The organism is Paraburkholderia sp. BR10936 (genome assembly GCF_040965735.1).
GTDB lineage: Bacteria > Pseudomonadota > Gammaproteobacteria > Burkholderiales > Burkholderiaceae > Paraburkholderia > Paraburkholderia nodosa_A.
Genome location: NZ_JBFRCM010000027.1, coordinates 57,302 through 73,681, shown reverse-complemented (window position 1 = coordinate 73,681; position 16,380 = coordinate 57,302). Strand labels below are relative to the sequence as shown.

General features: G+C 58.5%; 14 protein-coding genes. 10 read left to right on the top strand and 4 right to left on the bottom strand.

What is annotated here, in order from left to right; all coding sequences use genetic code 11:
- The first annotated feature begins 510 nt into the window (after nucleotides 1-510).
- Both AB4Y36_RS36290 and AB4Y36_RS36285 read left to right on the top strand, forming a co-directional pair.
- Nucleotides 511-801 (top strand): transcriptional regulator, encoded by a 291-nt coding sequence (locus AB4Y36_RS36290; RefSeq protein WP_069268389.1) that lies wholly within the window; start codon nucleotides 511-513, stop codon nucleotides 799-801.
- Nucleotides 802-845: 44 nt separating this feature from the next.
- Nucleotides 846-986, top strand: coding sequence for a hypothetical protein (locus AB4Y36_RS36285; RefSeq protein WP_176732989.1), 141 nt, complete (start codon nucleotides 846-848; stop codon nucleotides 984-986).
- Nucleotides 987-1,527: 541 nt separating this feature from the next.
- On the opposite strand, the gene AB4Y36_RS36280 is transcribed toward AB4Y36_RS36285, so the two are convergent.
- Entirely contained in the window at nucleotides 1,528-2,922 is a 1,395-nt protein-coding gene (locus tag AB4Y36_RS36280) for a replication initiation protein (protein WP_368618988.1), read from the bottom strand.
- Between the two features lie 1,095 nt (nucleotides 2,923-4,017).
- Here AB4Y36_RS36280 and AB4Y36_RS36275 point away from each other — a divergent pair.
- On the top strand, nucleotides 4,018-5,223 hold the full coding sequence (locus AB4Y36_RS36275; RefSeq protein ID WP_069268410.1) for a ParA family protein: 1,206 nt from the start codon (nucleotides 4,018-4,020) through the stop codon (nucleotides 5,221-5,223).
- Nucleotides 5,220-6,209, top strand: coding sequence for a ParB/RepB/Spo0J family partition protein (locus AB4Y36_RS36270; RefSeq protein WP_069268387.1), 990 nt, complete (start codon nucleotides 5,220-5,222; stop codon nucleotides 6,207-6,209). The genes AB4Y36_RS36275 and AB4Y36_RS36270 overlap by 4 nt, the downstream gene beginning before the upstream one ends.
- A gap of 1,050 nt (nucleotides 6,210-7,259) precedes the next feature.
- On the opposite strand, the gene AB4Y36_RS36265 is transcribed toward AB4Y36_RS36270, so the two are convergent.
- A complete protein-coding gene (locus tag AB4Y36_RS36265) occupies nucleotides 7,260-7,382 on the bottom strand; it encodes a hypothetical protein (RefSeq protein ID WP_368618989.1) in 123 nt (40 codons plus the stop codon).
- 130 nt (nucleotides 7,383-7,512) lie between these two features.
- Nucleotides 7,513-7,680 (bottom strand): hypothetical protein, encoded by a 168-nt coding sequence (locus AB4Y36_RS36260; protein WP_368618990.1) that lies wholly within the window; start codon nucleotides 7,678-7,680, stop codon nucleotides 7,513-7,515.
- A 959-nt stretch (nucleotides 7,681-8,639) separates the two neighbouring features.
- Between AB4Y36_RS36260 and AB4Y36_RS36255 the strand changes: the two genes are divergently transcribed.
- From AB4Y36_RS36255 to pxpA, 4 genes are all read left to right on the top strand, one after another.
- Nucleotides 8,640-10,904: an EAL domain-containing protein gene (locus AB4Y36_RS36255; protein ID WP_368618991.1), complete on the top strand. Its 2,265-nt coding sequence runs from the start codon at nucleotides 8,640-8,642 to the stop codon at nucleotides 10,902-10,904.
- Complete coding sequence (locus AB4Y36_RS36250; protein WP_069268385.1) at nucleotides 10,904-11,944, top strand: autoinducer binding domain-containing protein; 1,041 nt, start codon at nucleotides 10,904-10,906, stop codon at nucleotides 11,942-11,944. Before AB4Y36_RS36255 ends, AB4Y36_RS36250 begins: the two co-directional genes overlap by 1 nt.
- 223 nt (nucleotides 11,945-12,167) lie before the next feature.
- Entirely contained in the window at nucleotides 12,168-13,145 is a 978-nt protein-coding gene (dctP, locus tag AB4Y36_RS36245; protein WP_342922162.1) for a TRAP transporter substrate-binding protein DctP, read from the top strand.
- A gap of 129 nt (nucleotides 13,146-13,274) precedes the next feature.
- Nucleotides 13,275-14,051: a 5-oxoprolinase subunit PxpA gene (gene pxpA, locus AB4Y36_RS36240; protein ID WP_368618992.1), complete on the top strand. Its 777-nt coding sequence runs from the start codon at nucleotides 13,275-13,277 to the stop codon at nucleotides 14,049-14,051.
- A 13-nt stretch (nucleotides 14,052-14,064) separates the two neighbouring features.
- Here the strand turns inward: pxpA and AB4Y36_RS36235 are convergent, their stop codons facing one another.
- On the bottom strand, nucleotides 14,065-14,457 hold the full coding sequence (locus tag AB4Y36_RS36235) for a helix-turn-helix domain-containing protein (protein WP_069268382.1): 393 nt from the start codon (nucleotides 14,455-14,457) through the stop codon (nucleotides 14,065-14,067).
- Between the two features lie 702 nt (nucleotides 14,458-15,159).
- Between AB4Y36_RS36235 and AB4Y36_RS36230 the strand changes: the two genes are divergently transcribed.
- Complete coding sequence (locus tag AB4Y36_RS36230; protein WP_141710878.1) at nucleotides 15,160-15,372, top strand: hypothetical protein; 213 nt, start codon at nucleotides 15,160-15,162, stop codon at nucleotides 15,370-15,372.
- 334 nt (nucleotides 15,373-15,706) lie between these two features.
- Complete coding sequence (locus tag AB4Y36_RS36225) at nucleotides 15,707-16,378, top strand: lytic transglycosylase domain-containing protein (protein WP_069268379.1); 672 nt, start codon at nucleotides 15,707-15,709, stop codon at nucleotides 16,376-16,378.
- Nucleotides 16,379-16,380: the final 2 nt, after the last annotated feature.

The window sequence follows — 16,380 nt, the reverse complement described above, 5'->3', positions numbered from 1 at the left end:
GGCGGGTCGCTAACCGACCTGCCGCGCGGTGGCGTCCCTGCCGCTGCAGCCCAGGTGGTTGGATAATCTCGGGAGCATCGCGCGCGCCGCGCGCCCGGATCGAGGCGCACGGGGTCCCCCGTGGCCGCATCGTCGGACATGGGGAGAGCGCCGGCGCGCCGCGTCAGCGGCGGGACGATCCGGTTTAGCCCAGGCAGACCATGGGCCGGGGTCGTCAAGCGCCGCAGGGCGCGTATTTCCCCCGCGGCGCGAGCCGTGGGGGCTGGATAATCACGGGAGTATCGCGCGCCGCATGCTCGGATCGAGGCGCACGGTGTCCTCATGACCGCAAGTCGAACATGGGAAGAGCACCGGAGCGCCGCGTAAGCGGCGGGACGATGCGGTAGAGCCCAAGGCGGCCACCAACCGGGGTCGTCAAGCGCCACAGCGCGCATGTTTCCCCCCTCGGCGTAAGCCGTCGGGACTGGATCGTCACGAAGTACATGGAAGAATTAGCGGTTCGAGGTAAGGATGAGCTATCAAATTGAAATCCGGGCCGCCTGCCTGCGATCGGCGGAGGACGGCTGGGAACAGCCGAACGGAGCCGAAATTCAGGAGGTTATCCGTCGCACCGGCTTGCCGGGACGCGCGGTTGCGCGTTATCTCGGCTTGTCAGAATACGGCGGTCGGCAGGTGCGCCGCTGGATCAGCGAAGACGCCGCAATCCCTTACTCGGCTTGGGCCTTGTTGTGCGACCGGGCCGGGCTCGGGTGTATCTGGCGCCCAGCAGCAGACCGCGCCGGGCTGGATCCACTCCCATGACCGTGCATGTTTCGCCCGCGCAGACTCGAGGGGATGCTTTCTAGATGCAGTTGGCAATCGGGAAGCGGGAACTGGAAAGCGGGCGGGTGATGCACGAGCTCGTCAACGCCCGCCGCGCGTCGACGAACTGCGAGGCGGAAATCACTCACCTGCGGGTGACGACCCACAAGATTTGCCGCATGTGATCCATCACGCTTGAAACAGGCAGGTCGGCAGTATTCTTGCCTGACTGGGCGCCTCGGGCCTCCTGCTTCACGACGCGCGGGTTCGGTAACGCATAGCGGCGATCGCACCACGGTGCGTTCCAACAGCTATCGATCGATCCCTGCTGATGCCAACTATGCTGATGCGGATTTTCGCTTGCACGCGATGCGAAATCTCAGCTAGGAAAATCGCCATTCTATTTTCAATGCCATTCGATCAGGTCTCTCACGCACCCGACCTATAACTCGGCAATCCGGACGAATTGTTGCGGAAGGTGAATACCCGTCATAAAGCGAGATCGAGTGGAAGATCGATATGCGCGCTACCCATCAACCGGTCTGTCTCCAACTCAATAGGCAAAGCGTGGAGGTGCATCCGCGACGCGGCCACCTTCAGCTGCCGCACGAGAAGCATGGTGGTGAAACGGTCTCGGTTAACGCAACAACCGCGAATGCGAGCTAGCGAGCTAGCGGGAGATGCTGAGCAGGTCTACAAGGTGTAAAGCCGAGAGCTCGCGTACCGTTAAGCCTTGGAGGCGGCCTTCGCTTTGGTGCGCAGAAACACGAACGAGTAGAGCGCAAAGGATAGATCCTTATGCGCCAGCACGTCCGACTCATGAATCGTCGCCGGGTTGAGCTTCACCCGCTTGATGGCCAGTTTACCGGCCGCGGAGGCGATAAAGGAACGCATGAAGTCTTTTTGCGCCTTACCGTCCGCCTTGTGATACGCCTCACGGCCGAGGTCAGCATTCTCGACGGTCTGTGTTTTGCTGCGCTCCTCTGCCGCCGCAGTGCTTGCGGCGACGGCCGCTGTCGCCAATTGCTTCGCGCTGAACTCCACCCTCTCCTGTTCCTGCTGCTGTTGCTGTACCGTTAGCATTTTGCGATCAGCGTCCGATAGCTTGTAGCCGTCGGTGATAGCTTTTAGCAGGTAGGCGCCCGGACTCTTCTTGACTTGGCCGGAGTCGACCTTGGCGCGGGTGTATTCGATCGCCTGAAGAATACGCTCATCCGACCACACGGCGCGGTTTTGCGAGATGGTGTTGAACTGCTTTTCTGTGAAACCGAATTCGTTCTTCAGCGTCGTGTATATCTCTTGCGCGCCAAGCAGGCTCGCTCGAACGGCCCCAGCGGTTTCCTTTCGCGTCAGCCTGAAACGAATCCGGTCAATCTTTTTCGACTTCGGGCTCACGGTGCGAGTCTCGTAGCTCAGATCGATGTCCGAGACTGCGTTTATCTGCTTAACCGCCTTGTCGAGGTTGTCGCGTTTGAAATACTTGAATTCGGTTGCAGTCGACGCAGCCTTCCCTGGCCAAGCACGTACCACATCGACTTCGATCCACTCGGTTATGCCTTCCGCCACGTAACCGATGACGTGGTCGTAAATGGCTCGAGCATAGGTAAGCGTAAAGGCAGAGGTGATTCTCAGACTCAACCAGTGCGACTTTACCGGGTCCTTGATGTGCGGAATGAGCGGCTCAGGAACCGCAAAAGTGATGCGCCCTTTGTCGATACCCACGATACCGATGAGCTGTACGGACACCCACTTCTCGTCCTCCGCGGACGTACTGCCAGGGGGCGAGGCCGAAACTTGAATTAAGGCTTTTTGAGCCTCGGACACCACTGTTCGCAGGTGCTTGTAGTTGTAACTGTCATAACGCATGAGCCATCGGAAGTAGCTCAGCTCGACGTCATAAACCTTCGGGGTGGTCGGCTCCTGCGCCACGATGAAGTGCGCTGCATCCAGGAATCGCCTGGCTGTAATGCCAACATCGGTAATGTCGATAAAAACGTTGTTACGCTGATAGCCAATCTCCTTCGTCGATTCGTTGATTGGCGTATCGGTGGCGAGCATCTCCTCGAACAGCTCAAACGACAGCTGGCGCGAGGTTGCGCGCGTCATGATGTTGTTTGCCATCGAGGTGCCTGTCCCTAGTTGCCGGTCGCGCAGACTGTAGCACACGTAGGTGAGATGTCAAAACAAAAAGACTCACCATGACGGGGACCGTTTCAACAAATCTGCTCACCTTCCTCTAGGCACATGTCCGTTCAACAAATCTGCTCACCTTTCTGCTTTCGAGAGGCAGAAAGCCTCGGGGCGACGGTTGTATGTTTTTCAGAATCTCTTAAAAAGCAAAACGAACGAACAAACTACAGCGAAAAACAAAGATTCTTAAAAACAATGGGTTAGTCCCATGTAGGTGAGCAGTTTTGTGCCTGAGGTGAGGACTTTTGTGGACCGAAAGTGAGGAGAAATCCATTGCGAGCGTGAGAAGTTTACCAGCGCAAAGTGAGGGATTCTGTGGCCGCAGATTGACGGTGAGCATTTTTGTTGAATGTTGCACCCGGTTGCGGAAAGCCTTACCTGACGGGGTCCTCGGCCGAAAATCGCTCGAAATGGGTGAGTCGTTTTGTTGAAGCATGGTGAGTGCTTTTGTGGCGCAGCGCAGCTGGGCTGCTCGGTTTACCGGCATGAACCGTAACAAGGCTCGCCGCACGGCAGGTTGCGGTCTGGGCATCTGTGGATAAGTCGATAGCCGGTGGACGATGGTGAGCACTTTTGTAGGCAAGTTGCCGTCGACCCTGCGTTCAACGCTTACGTTATGGGCTGCCGGGCGACTTACGACCAGGCTGCGGAGGAGGTTTCTGAGGCAAAGGTGCCTCGCGTTGTGTGCCAAGGCGATATGCCTGCAATTGGATGGTGAGAGAAATTGTTGAAAGTGCGAGGCAGGGCGCATCAATTGGCAGATTTCAACAATTCTTCTCACCCACCTTCACCCCTCCTCCACCGACTCCTCCAGCGAATTTCAACAATTTTTCTCACCATGAAACGTCGGAATGCTTGCGCACGAACCGCCAATTCTGGCCCTTCCGTTGCTTCGTTCGATCTTTTTGTGTTGTTTTCCAATGGGTTAGGTGGAAAATTTAAGAAACTTACTATCTGGAAGCGATTTTTCTAATGTTTTCGAGTATTCTACGCTTCGTCCCGATTTCCGGTGAAAGTGTAAAAACCATGTCTAAAGCCGAATTTCCCGCTATCACACGCAAGGTTCCCCTGGCGAAGATTGCCAAATTTGCGAAAAAACTGGACGGGCTGACGGCGGAGCTGCGCGAGCAAATCCTCACGCCGAGGCCGCGAAAGGCGCCGCCAAACTTTACGACTGCCGAAGTGGCAGACCTGTGCGGCTTGGACCGAACCAAGCTCCACTACCAAGCGACGCGGGAAGGAAGCGCGTTGCCGCCGGGCGTTGCGCACGGCACGGGCCGTAGCCGCCTGTTCACCTTGGCCGAGGCGCGTACCTACGTACAACAGTTGTCGGAAATCTATCAGTCGCCGCTCGTGACTGGTCGCGACGCCGACGGCAAGATTCTTCTGGTTGCCAACTTCAAGGGTGGGTCGACGAAGACAACGACGACGATGTGCATCTCGCAAGGGTTGTCGTTGCGCGGACGGAAGGTGCTCGTGGTTGACTTGGACCCGCAGGCCTCTCTGTCCGAACTCTGTGGACTCTATGCCGAGAACGAGGTCGACGAGGATTCGACCGTTCTGCCTTTTATCTATAACGAGGAGATGGAAGGCGGACTGGAATCTGCCATCAAGGAAACTTACTGGGACGGGCTGGATGTAATTCCCGCGCATCCATCGCTGTTCAGTGCTGAGTTCTTCATCCCCTCGATGCTTAAGACTCGCCCGAGCTATCAGTTTTGGGCAATCCTGCGCAAAGGCCTGGAGCCGCTGCGCAAGAAGTACGACTACATCATTCTGGACACAGCTCCCTCCCTCTCCTACCTTACATTGAACGCGCTGATGGCAGCTGATTCGATGGTGATGCCCTTGGTGCCGGAGAGCCTGGACTTCATCAGCTCGGTATCGTTCTGGGGGCTGTTTTCGGATATTGCCGCGAACTTCATGGAGAAGGAGTCAGACAAGGTCTACGACTTCATCTCCGTGATTCTGTCGAAGGTGGATACAAGCCCGACGTCGTCAGCACCCATCGTACGCTCGTGGACGCAACGCGCCTACGAAGACTGGCTGACCACCACCGAGATTCCCGCGAGTTCGGTGATGAGCAACGGCGCGCTCGCGCTCTCGACAGTGTTTGACCTCAGCAAATCCGACGGGGTCTCAAAGACGGTGCAGCGTGTACGCCAACCACTGGTTGAATACTGCAGGTGGATTGACAACATGTACATCGACGAATGGAGTCTCGCACAATGAGCAGTATTCGTGACCGTATGGCTCTCCAAACCGCCAACCTCCGGAAGACGTCCTCAATCTCTGACGATGAGATGGACGCGACCAAGCTCGCGGTCGAGAAGCCGAAGACAGGGCCTGGGATGGCAGGGGCGTTGGCAGCCGCACAACTCAAAATTCAAGAGTTGGAAGCGAGTGGTGGCCAGGCAACGATTCCTGTTGCGGAGGTTGTGCCTAATCCATGGCAACCGCGGCGGATCTTTGCCGAGGCCGAGCTTTCGGATCTTGCCGAGTCTATTCGCGAAAAGGGGTTGGTTCAGCCGGTGGCGGTGCGGCGCGTTGATTCCGTCTACCAGCTGGTCGCTGGCGAGCGGCGATTGCGTGCGCACAAGATGTTGGGCATGGAGCAAATCAAGGCGGTCATAGTCGACTGCTCTGATGAGGACATGGTTGTTCTTGCGTTGGTAGAGAACATCGGGCGGTCCAACCTAGCCGATTATGAAATTGCGATTTCGCTGCGTCGTGCGGAAGCAGAGTTTCCGAATCGAAAGCGGCTCGCCGAGTCCCTCGGTATGTCTCGCACCGGACTGTATCAGTTCTTGGCGTTCGACAAGCTGCCTGATTTCATTAAGGATCAATTGGACTTGCAGCCCGCGCTGCTTGGGTGCAATGCTGCAGAAGAAATTGTGTCGGCTATCAAAAAGCATGGCGCTGCCGGTTTGGCTGCGGCAAAGGACTTGTGGCCAGACGTTGTCAAAGGAGAAATTCTTCAGGGACGATATGCTGCCGCGATCGTAGCGCAGGCCACCCGTCAGGGTTCGAGAGCGGCGGCCCGCGAGCGGAGTATCGCGAAGTTCTTTTCGGGAAAGGAACAGGCCGGGAGCATTACGAAGGACGTGAACTCGTTCACCGTCAAAATCAAGACCGGGTCCCTTAGCGAAATTCAAGAGACTCGAATCCGGCAACTTATCAGCGAGCTTTACAGGGAAGAACCAAGCGCGCAGCAGTAATCGAACTTATTGGACAGAAGCCCGCAACTTTGCGGGTTTTTTTCGTCCCCAAAGCGATACGCCCGTAACACTAGAGTGTCGGCAATAAGGGAAGTTACAGGGAGCGCTCGGAGAGCGCGTGCCCGCGAGGTTTCGACGCGCTGAACCCGACATGGCCCCACGGCTCGGACGACGTCGTGCGGTGTCAGTAGTACCGACACTTCGGCCTTTCGTTCCGACCTGACCCGCACCGCACGTTGTACCTCGAACGGACGTCAAGGTGTCAGGATAGCGCCATGGCTCGGGCGACGTCGTGCGGTGTCAGTAGTACCGACACTTCGGTCTTTCGGTGCGGCTTGACCCGCGCTGCACGTTGTACCTCGAGCGGATGTCGAGGTGTCAGTATTACTGACACGCTGAACCTCCGGATAGCGGCCATGGCTCAGGCGACGTCGTGATGTGTCAGTAGTACCGACACTTTGGCGACCTGTGCTTACGCCAACTGCAGGTTAGGTGTTGCCTGAATGAGAACAGGCTTAAACGAGGCCTGCCTGTCTGAAAGACGTTCCGTCGAATGGACCATGTGACGGAAGAACACGCCAAGCAACTCGAGCGCCAGTATCCATGGCCTCCAGTGTTCCCGTCATCCTGACTTGAGGTCGATCGCTAGGCGCGCCCACCTAGTGCATCGCCGTCCGCCAAACGCTAATTCAAAGCGCCGCCGCCGGCCCTTCGCCGGCACGGTGTCGGCGACGCCATGCGGGCCCGTGGAGCTTCTGGCTTGGCGTATCAGAGACCCGCCGGTTCAGCGCGCCGGCAACCTTGCATGATGTCGTTGAGACTGACCGGAGAAGGCGGTGCCGGCATTTACCGTGAGCCGTGCGAGGCGATCTGCAAGTCGTTAGCAGCCTGTTTTGCGCGGGGATGGTTGCGCGCAGCCGGCGGTCGGGGCGGCCGAGATGCCGCGGTTCAGTCTTGCCTGCGGTGTGCGGGTGCGAATCGTGGTGTCGGCCCGGAGATGATCGTTTGGCATGAGCAGGAAATATCATTCATCAAGCCTCCACGCCAGCATCAACTAATAACTTCTAGGTGGCGCGCACCGTCCGGCACCGCATCGACCACCAGCCGGCGGTCGAAGGTGCCCAAGGCGCCGTCATGCAGGCGCGCGATCGCGAGCAGGTACGTGTCGGTCACCTGCTCGGTCGCGAGGATGCGGCTCGCGTCGACGTGCTCCCGATCGAGCAGGCTCAGGCCGTTGGACCAAAAGATGTGGCCAGGATGAGCGCGCAGCTTTGCGACGAGTGGCGCGACCGCGGCCGACGTCTCAATTGCTTTCGGGTAGCGCGATGATGCGCACGCCGTTTTCGATCAACGGGCAGGTTGCCCACGCCGGGTGGTTGACCCGACCGAACGATTCGTGTGCAGCTTCGCGCTGTACGTGCCCGGCGTCGAGCAGCGCAATCAGTACGTTGATGTCAAGCAGATACGCCATCAGGGTGCCTCGTCGCGGCATCTGGTTGACGGGTTCGGGCGTGACGGAGCCGGCGGCGTGAGCATGGCAATACCGGCAGGCCGTCGCGCGTGGTGGTTGCGGCTGAAGGGCGCTGCAGCGCCGTGCGGGCGAGCTGCGAGATGACGCGGCCGATCGACACGTGCTCGCGGTCGGCGCGCGCGCGGGCGAGGGCGAGCACGTCGTCATCTATATCGAGGGTGGTTCGCATACAGGGGCCTCCGCAGATACCCGGTTGTTCCACACCCGTCAGGATCGTCCGGTTCGCATCAAGCATCAAACATCATTCAGGAGTCCTTCTGACTTGGGCTGCGTTCTCCGGTAATCTGCGATGAACGACAAAAACGGGTTGTTGAGATCCGCTCTAGGCGGCACTTTGCGAAACCCGATCGCGATGAGGGCCGAAGAAACCTAGGGAACCTTCAGGCGATAATAGGGCCAATCTGTCGTCCCCGTGAAACATTCCATGGCGCATGCCGTGTCGGCGAAAATCGTTGTCTGGCAAGGCTCGCACAGTGATCGCCGAGGAATGTTTCACGAAAAGCAGGGTGCCGGCGCGTGGCCCGTTCGCCATTCCGACCTTGACCGATGGGCGACAGTGCTTTTGTCCCCATTCGCCTGCACGTTGTAGCAAAAAGAACGTAATTTGTAGCGTTCCCGCGCGCCCATGTGTGGTGCATGATCGCTGGGTGGCGGTCTCCGGAAACTGCCGACGGGACGGGCGAACTTGCGGCGGCCGTCACATGACCCATTCCGGCAGCAGAACATTGGCCGGCGCGCGCCGTCGTCAGCGGTACTAGCCGCCTTGCCGGCGGCGTGAAAGACCGCGGGAGCAGTAGATATCCATTTCACATAATGAGAAACAGTTTGTAACCGTTCCACGATTTGAACAGGTTCTTCCTCAGACTATTCGTGTCGTTGAAGTCTTAGGGGAACCAGCGATGGCCTTGTCGAAATTGCAGAGAGCTGCCTTGGCTCCTGGTCGTCTGGCCGAAGTTTTGAGCGCCTACGCGGACCGCACTTTCACGTTCCCGCTTGTCGCGCTGGTGTTAATTGCGTCTATCTGGGCAGTTACCGTTCAACGTATTCACGACGAGGGTGAGCAGGCCCATACCGCCGCGGCCGTCACGAGTTCACGGCTGGCCAGCGCCTTCGCGGCGCACATCGCAAAAACTGTTCACGACGCCGATGTAGTCGTGCAGTGGGTCAGGTATGAGTACGAGCGTTCGCCGGCGACATTTTCGCTCTCCGACTACAAGCAGCGAGGGCTTGTCTCGGCCGATACAGCGTTACAGGTAACGATCGTCGACGCGGCGGGGCAGGTTGTGCAAACAACGACGCCGGACGCGCGCGCCGTGAACCTATCAGATCGGCTGCACTTCCGGGTTCATGAGAAAGGGAACATCGGGCTCTATATCAGCCAGCCAGTGCTCGGACGCGTTTCGTCACACTGGACCCTTCAGTTCACCCGCCGACTCAATCATCTTGACGGTACATTCGCAGGGGTGGTCGTTGTCTCAGAAGATCCAAATTTTCTGACTGACGGGTTCTACAACCTTGATGGCCTTGGCCTCCACGGGATGCTGACTGTGCTGTCCGACAACGGCTATTTGCTATCGCGACTGGCCGGTGGGGCGCCCGCGTCGCCCAATGGGCCACCCGCCTCGGCCTATTCGGCAATGACCGGAGCGAAGGGAAAGGTTGTTAAGGATCCGGTGGATGGCGTTCAGCGTGTAGTTTCATATCGCCATCTGTCTGCGTATCCCGTCTCAGTAGTCGCGGGCGTTTCGGCCGAGGACGCACTGGCTCCGTATCGCCGAGCCAAGGTGCTCTACTGTGCGATCGCCTCCTTTTTGAGCCTGTCGCTTTTGGCTGCTGCTGCTTGGCAGGTGGTAGTGACCTGTCGATTTCGGAAACTGGCCGAGACGGACTCACTAACTGGACTGCCGAATCGGCACCTCATGCTGCAAACCGCGCGCCGATGGATGCGCAATGAAGAACCAGGCATGGTAGGGCTCCTATACGTCGACCTGGATAACTTCAAGGTCATCAACGATACGTTGGGGCATAAGGTTGGGGACGACCTGTTGCGTAACGTTGCCTTTCGTCTTCAAGAGTGTGCGACATCAGAAGATTTGCTGGCGCGGATAGGTGGCGACGAGTTCGCGTACGTCCTGCGAGGCGAGCACGCACTCGCGCACGCCGAACGGATAGCTGTCGATATCATTCAGGCGTTCAAACGTGTATTCGTCATGCGTGGTCACGACTACACCGTCAACGTCAGCATCGGTATTGCCTTGCATAGCGATCCGGATGACAGCGAATTTGGACTACTGTCGAAAGCAGACCTGGCGATGTATGCGGCCAAAGAACGTGGTCGCCAGGGCGGGGAAAGTCGGTTTCATGTCTATACCCGTGACCTTTCGGATCGCGCGCTATCGCTGATCGAGCGACAGCAGGCGTTGCAATACGCAATCACCAATCGTGAATTTTTCGTGCTCTATCAACCGATTGTTAGCGTCGAAGGTACGCTACGCGGCGTAGAGGCGCTTGTCCGATGGAGGCATCCGCAGAAGGGCGTATTGAAACCCGACCAGTTCATCCCCCTCGCGGAATCCTCCAGTCTGATAGTGCAACTTGGTGAGTACGTCTTGCGGCAGGCGTGCCGCGAGTTCCAGGCCTGGCAGGAAGCGAGTGACAACCGGCTCTTTCTGTCGGTCAATGTGTCGCCGGTTCAACTCGCCCGGGGAGGGTTGGCGCACACCATCAAGGAATGCCTTAACGACAATCTGATGGATCCCGATGTACTCCAGCTCGAGATAACCGAAACGGCGGTGCTTTCCGGAAGCCGCGAACTGCGATCACGGCTTCAGGATATTCGCCGACTGGGCGTCAGGGTTGTGCTGGATGATTTTGGCACCGGTCAATCGTCGCTATCGCATCTGACCTCGCAGACCGTCGACGGTATCAAGGTCGACCGGCAATTCACCGAAGCGGCGCCGGGCCAGAAGATGGCAGCGGCCCTGGTTGAAAATCTTGTTCGGCTTGCGCGGGACGTCGGGCTATCGTTGGTGGTTGAAGGTGTCGAGACCCGGGAGCAGGCAGCATGGTTATCGCGTTTCAAGGACGTGTCACTTCAAGGATACCTTTATGGTCGTCCGGCACCGATCACTGAACTAACGGCAATGCTCAAGGTAGGTCAGTAATGTTCGGCTCGGTGGTCGAAAAGTTACCAAATGCTCGCGCGAACGTCGTGTATCAACGACGTGAGAGGGGCGGGTCGGATAGCGTCATTTTGCGCCTGCGGGATTATGGCGAGGGACGCTTGATCCTCGAGCGCGTGATCTCCCGTCCGGATGATGTGAGTCTTACGCTCCTTCTACCGCTGCGGGGCGAGCGGGCGCTGCAGGAATTTTCGGGCGCTGATCCGTGGGGCGACATTCTCGCGCCGGCCTACGATGCGATCAAGAGTGCGTGCCGACAGACGTTCAATGGGAGGAAGCGCCCGCCACGGCGCGTTCGATCCGTGAGCGTCGACGATGTGCTGGCAAGCATGCCTGCCTGCACCAATGAATACGATCTCGCAGCGCTGTTGGATGACCTTTCTAGTTCGCTTGGTGCTGAACAATACTGCATCACCTGGATCGATTTCGATAGTCGTGGCGACAGGGCGGAGCATCGGTATCTCGTCGGATGCGATCCTGCTTGGATGCAGAAGTACGTGTATCGATCGGGCTACATGAATGACCCATTGCTCGAATATGCGAAGCGAAACGCATCTCCGGTAACGACATCTGATCTTCAAAACGGAGCGACAGAACACTGGTTACTTCAGGAAGCGCAGGGCCATGGTTTGTACAGCATGCTCACGTGTCCAGTGCACGAGCCCGCGAGATCGACATTAACAATTCTGCAGGCAGCTGTCGGGGCGAACTGCGCCGATGGCGATGGGATCCTTTCGCGCAATCAGAACAGGTGGCGTAGCGCCGCTGGCGCCCTGTCGGACTGGCGGCTGAATCAGCTGCGCGAGTTTGCAGGACAGTTTCAACTCGTTGGTGAGGAGTTGACCGTGTTGCGTGCCTTATTGCATTGGAAGGACAGCTCTGCAGAGACGATCGCTACCGCACTGGATATGCGTGCGCGCCACGTCAGACAGGTCGTATACCCAAGGATTACTCGAAAAATGGGTGTCTCTCACATCAAGGAAGCGGTAGCACTTGCTTTTAAATGCGGATTGATTAACTAAACAATTGGTCGCGCATATAGGGTTATCACATTTTTCAGGTGTTGGGAATAGAAAATAGAAAGTGGAATTTACGCAGGCTTGTCGGCTAAATTGACTCCAAGTTTGCGAGCCGGTTCTTCTATTCCTGACGATGAAAACTACGATTCTCGCTCGATCCGTTTGCTTCGCGGTAGCGTGCCTGCTGGTCGCTGGTGAGTCACGCGCAGCTCTCGGAGATAAGCAAGTGTACTGGTCGATGGTCACGTCATACCCTGAGGACACCGTATCAGGCCACGGTCTTCGCTCGTTCGCCGAACACGTCGCAACGGAAACGCAAGGTTACATAGCGCCGCACATCCAGTATCGGACAAGCAGGCGCGCGGCACAGCTGGTCGACGACGTACGAGCGGGCGATGTCGACGCAGCAGACATCTTCGGTGGCAATCTGGCCGCCCTCGATCCGCTGTTCGAACTGTCAACGTTGCCATTTCTTGCGCGTAGCGAAGCGGACGCGAAAGCATTGGCGTGCATTGCGGAGCCAGCCTATCGTCGCGTGCTTGCGAAAGTCGGTTTGCATCTGCTGGTGGTGTCGCCCTGGCCGCCCACGGGGCTCTGGTCGCTCACGCCTCTCAAGAACGCGAGCGATATCACGCATCTGAAAGTTCGTACCTATGACGAAACGTCGGCGACCGTGCTGGGCAACGTGGGTGCACAGGCGGCCAGTTTGCCTATGGAGCAGGTCAAGTCGTTAGTTGGCGAGGGTGGTATCAATGCAGTGCTGTCTTCCGGGGACGGATCGGTCGGTAACACCCTCGCCGGCATACTTCCGAATTTCGCTGCAGTTCGATACGCCTTCCCGGTTTCGTTTCTTGTGATGAGCGAGAGCCGCTTCAAAGCGCAGTCGGCCCAGCGGCAGCGGCAAATCACAGCTGCTGCTCGTGGTGTGCAGAGTGCGGAATGGCAAGCACTTCCTGAACGGATGGCGATCAACTATGCGCACATGAGGAATAACGGCGTGGTCATCGAGGATCCGATTTCGCCAGAGCTGCGCGCGACGCTGCAGAACGAAGGCCGGGCTAGGGCGCGCGAGTGGCTGGGTAGGGTGGGGCCAGCTGGTCAGGCCATTCTTGATGCCTACATTAATCGTCAGACTGCTCCGGCCGGCACTGGGTGCCGGCCGGGAGTGGTGGAAACACTCGACGCGGCGGTCTGGGATGAATAAACGAGCCAGGATTGTTTTCGTTGTCGCGGCAGCGAGGTGTGCAACTCGAGGAATGAGGTGTTTGGTGATGGTGCGATTTCGGTTGATACGCACTGCGAAAGTACTGTAAGAGTTGATGTGAGGGAAGAAATGAATGCAAAGTCAATCGATCTGAACGTCGATCTCGGCGAAGGGTTTGAGCATGACTTCGAGCTGATCAAGCTCGCGAGTTCGGTCAACATCGCCTGCGGCTGGCATGCTGGCGACCCTCTGACGATGCGACGGGTCACAACAGAGGCGATTCGACAAGGCGTCGCAATTGGAGCGCACCCGAGCTTTCCTGATCGCGAGAACTTCGGCCGCGCACCGATGTACCTACCGGCTGACGAAGTTTATGCCGGCGTGCAGTATCAAGTGGGTGCGTTGGCGGCTGTCGTGGCGGGCCTCAACGGCCGCCTGGTGCACGTGAAGCCTCATGGGGCACTCTACAACATGGCTGAGGTAAACGACGAGCTCGCCGTCGCCATCGTGCAGGCGATAAAAGACTACGACCCGGGGCTGCTTATCTACGGACTCGCTGGTGGTCTGCTCGTCCGCCTGGCCCGTGAAGCGGGATTGCTTGCAGTTGACGAAGGCTTTGCTGATCGCGCATACACCCCGGAAGGCAAGCTTGTGCCGCGATCGCAGGCGAATGCCGTGTTGGATAGCGATGTAGCGGCGTGTCAGCAGGCGCTGGGCATGGTGCGTGATGGCCGGATCAAGGCAATCGATGGCCGCTGCATCAAAATTCAGCCAGGGACACTGTGCCTTCACGGGGACGGTGCCCACGCTGTGGCGTTTGCGAACCAGATCGGCGATGCCTTACGCGACGCCTGCATTGCTGTCAGGGCGCCGCAGACTACGCGGCACGTTTCGGAGCACGCGTGAAAAGCGAGGTCGCCTAAAAGGCGAGATCGATTGCTTTCTTGACGAGCAACTGATCGACCTGACCGGAGTCGGCGGCACTTTGGTAAATGAGGGCGACCAGTTTGGACTTTTTCTCTGTGTCGATGGGACGCTTTTCAAGCGCGATATCGACCGAGACGAGGACGCGGCACAGCATATGTTCATCGACAGCGCCGTGGCGCATCACACGGGTTCCCGTCACCAGGTACAGAATGTCGAAGCCGCGCTGAGCGAGAGCCGCCAGATAGCCGACATCAGGCAGACGCACGCCCTGTTCGTAGTTGAATTGCGCACGACGACTGACGCCGGAAATTGCATGCATCTCGCCTTGGGAAAATCCGAGCCGTTCGCGTTCCGCAATAAGTCGCGAGCCAAAGGTTTCTGGCATAAATGTTCTTAAAATTGACAAGTGGCACAAACGTGCCTATATTCTGCAAATGTGATCAAACTTGCTCAGTATAGAGGGGCTTGAATGGCACTCAAAACCCTGGAAGAGGTTCGGCATGAATTCGATCGATGCGGCGTCCCGGTATCAAGCTGAGGGAATCAACGCAGACGCCGCCCAATCTATCGTAAGCGGAGTGTTGCCGGAACGGTCCAAAGGCAAGTTGAGGACATGCTCATTGTGCGGCCGCCCGTATCTGACGCAGTACCACCGGAAAGGGAGGGGTAGGCGACGGTGAGCAACTAAAGCGGCGACTTCAAGCGGGCTTCGTTGCTGAAGCTGACGGCACGAACTACGGTCCGCGCATCGCGGCAAACGCGCACGGCCTTCGCTGTTGCCATTGAGTGATCTCCATCGAATGAGAGTGCAGTGCGAATCTTCAGTCGCTATATATAAAGCAGTCCTACTTATATGATAAGGAAACCTGAGTGAGGTCTGTGCGCCAGTCGAAATGGTGTGTGCAGCTCATCCGTATGCGCATCGCACGTCGAAATCGCAACTCGCCGCTTCTTCGACCAGCCAATGCACGAGTTGGCCTGTCGCGGCTTCGTTCGCGTGTGTGATGCTGGACAGGAGAGATAGCAGGAAGGGCTCCCCGGGCCGATGGCGTGCCCGTGGGAACTGACCACATCGGAGGGCACGGAAATGGGCGCAGTTTTCGGGTTGATTCAAAAGGGCGTGTGCGCACTGCTGCTGTTCGTGGCGGTGACGTCTTTCCTTGGCTTCGCGTACTGGTTGGTTGAGCGGCATTCATCGCCGCGTGATCTGTTTGCGGTGGCGATCGTGGGTTTGGGTTGGGCCGCGATCGGCTGCGTTGCCTACAGGCGCGGTTGGCCGCGCGAGAAGCGAGGGGGGTGAGCCATGCGGAACCTCTTTGGAGATCGTCTTGTAAAACGGGGCTCAATTGGCCTGTTGCAGCTGGGCGTGCTCGCCGATTGGGGCTGCGGCGGTCCGGGCTGGCTTCTCGAACACTACGTACGCTGGGTCGACCAGCGGATGCAGGGGCTGTCGCTATCGGCCATTGTTCCGGCCGCTCTCGACTCGGGCATGGGCGGTACGGCTGCAAAGCGGGTGACGCCCCAACTGCCTGCGGTCGCGGTTGCCGTCGCTGTAGGCGTCGCGCGTCGGCTCAGGCGCGACCGAGGCGCCACATGAAAGCCCGCCTCGTGTTTGGGCCCGCAACGGAGCGGTCATGATGCCAGTCGACTTCGCGATGCTCGCGCAGCAATGCGCCCCGGCCGTCTATCCGACCACCCTGCAGGCGCTCGTCAGAGCCGAATCCGGTTTCAATCCCTTCGCCATCGGCGTGGTCGGCGGCCACCTGGTGCGCCAACCGCGCAACCGCGACGAGGCGGTGGCGACCGTGCGCGCGCTTGAGGCGGCTGGCTGGAACTACAGCATGGGCCTGGCCCAGGTCAATCGCGCGAACCTGCGGATCTATGGCCTTACCCCTGAAACCGCGTTCGATCCGTGCGCGAACCTGCGGGCGGGCGGCGCCATCCTCGCCGAATGCTACACCCGCGCGGCCGCCGGCGGACGCGTGCCGCAGGATGCCGTGCGTGCGGCGCTTAGCTGTTACTACAGCGGCAATTTCACGCGCGGCTTCAAACCGGATGTGGGTGGCACGAGTTATGTCCAGCGCGTGGCTGCGAACGTCCCCGATAGCGAAGCCAGCGCTGCTGTCGTGCCGCCGATCGCTGTCGTACCGGAGGGCAAGGCACCCGTTGTGCATACAGCATCGCGCGCAGTAGTGCACCCGGCCCGTGTGCGGCGGGCCGATGACTCAGTGAGCACCGACACCGGGGCCGAGCACGCCCAACAGGTCAATCACCATCCAGCCTGGGACGCCCTGGGCGATTTTTGACG

Bases quoted from the DNA above. Each gene is read 5' to 3' on its own strand.
- AB4Y36_RS36290 (WP_069268389.1), top strand. From the start codon at position 511: ATGAGCTATCAAATTGAAATCCGGGCCGCCTGCCTGCGATCGGCGGAG.
- pxpA (WP_368618992.1), top strand. From the start codon at position 13,275: ATGAATGCAAAGTCAATCGATCTGAACGTCGATCTCGGCGAAGGGTTT.
- AB4Y36_RS36275 (WP_069268410.1), top strand. From the start codon at position 4,018: ATGTCTAAAGCCGAATTTCCCGCTATCACACGCAAGGTTCCCCTGGCG.
- AB4Y36_RS36255 (WP_368618991.1), top strand. From the start codon at position 8,640: ATGGCCTTGTCGAAATTGCAGAGAGCTGCCTTGGCTCCTGGTCGTCTG.
- AB4Y36_RS36250 (WP_069268385.1), top strand. From the start codon at position 10,904: ATGTTCGGCTCGGTGGTCGAAAAGTTACCAAATGCTCGCGCGAACGTC.
- AB4Y36_RS36225 (WP_069268379.1), top strand. From the start codon at position 15,707: ATGATGCCAGTCGACTTCGCGATGCTCGCGCAGCAATGCGCCCCGGCC.
- AB4Y36_RS36230 (WP_141710878.1), top strand. From the start codon at position 15,160: ATGGGCGCAGTTTTCGGGTTGATTCAAAAGGGCGTGTGCGCACTGCTG.
- AB4Y36_RS36270 (WP_069268387.1), top strand. From the start codon at position 5,220: ATGAGCAGTATTCGTGACCGTATGGCTCTCCAAACCGCCAACCTCCGG.
- AB4Y36_RS36260 (WP_368618990.1), bottom strand. From the start codon at position 7,680: ATGGCGTATCTGCTTGACATCAACGTACTGATTGCGCTGCTCGACGCC.
- AB4Y36_RS36280 (WP_368618988.1), bottom strand. From the start codon at position 2,922: ATGGCAAACAACATCATGACGCGCGCAACCTCGCGCCAGCTGTCGTTT.
- AB4Y36_RS36235 (WP_069268382.1), bottom strand. From the start codon at position 14,457: ATGCCAGAAACCTTTGGCTCGCGACTTATTGCGGAACGCGAACGGCTC.
- AB4Y36_RS36285 (WP_176732989.1), top strand. From the start codon at position 846: ATGCAGTTGGCAATCGGGAAGCGGGAACTGGAAAGCGGGCGGGTGATG.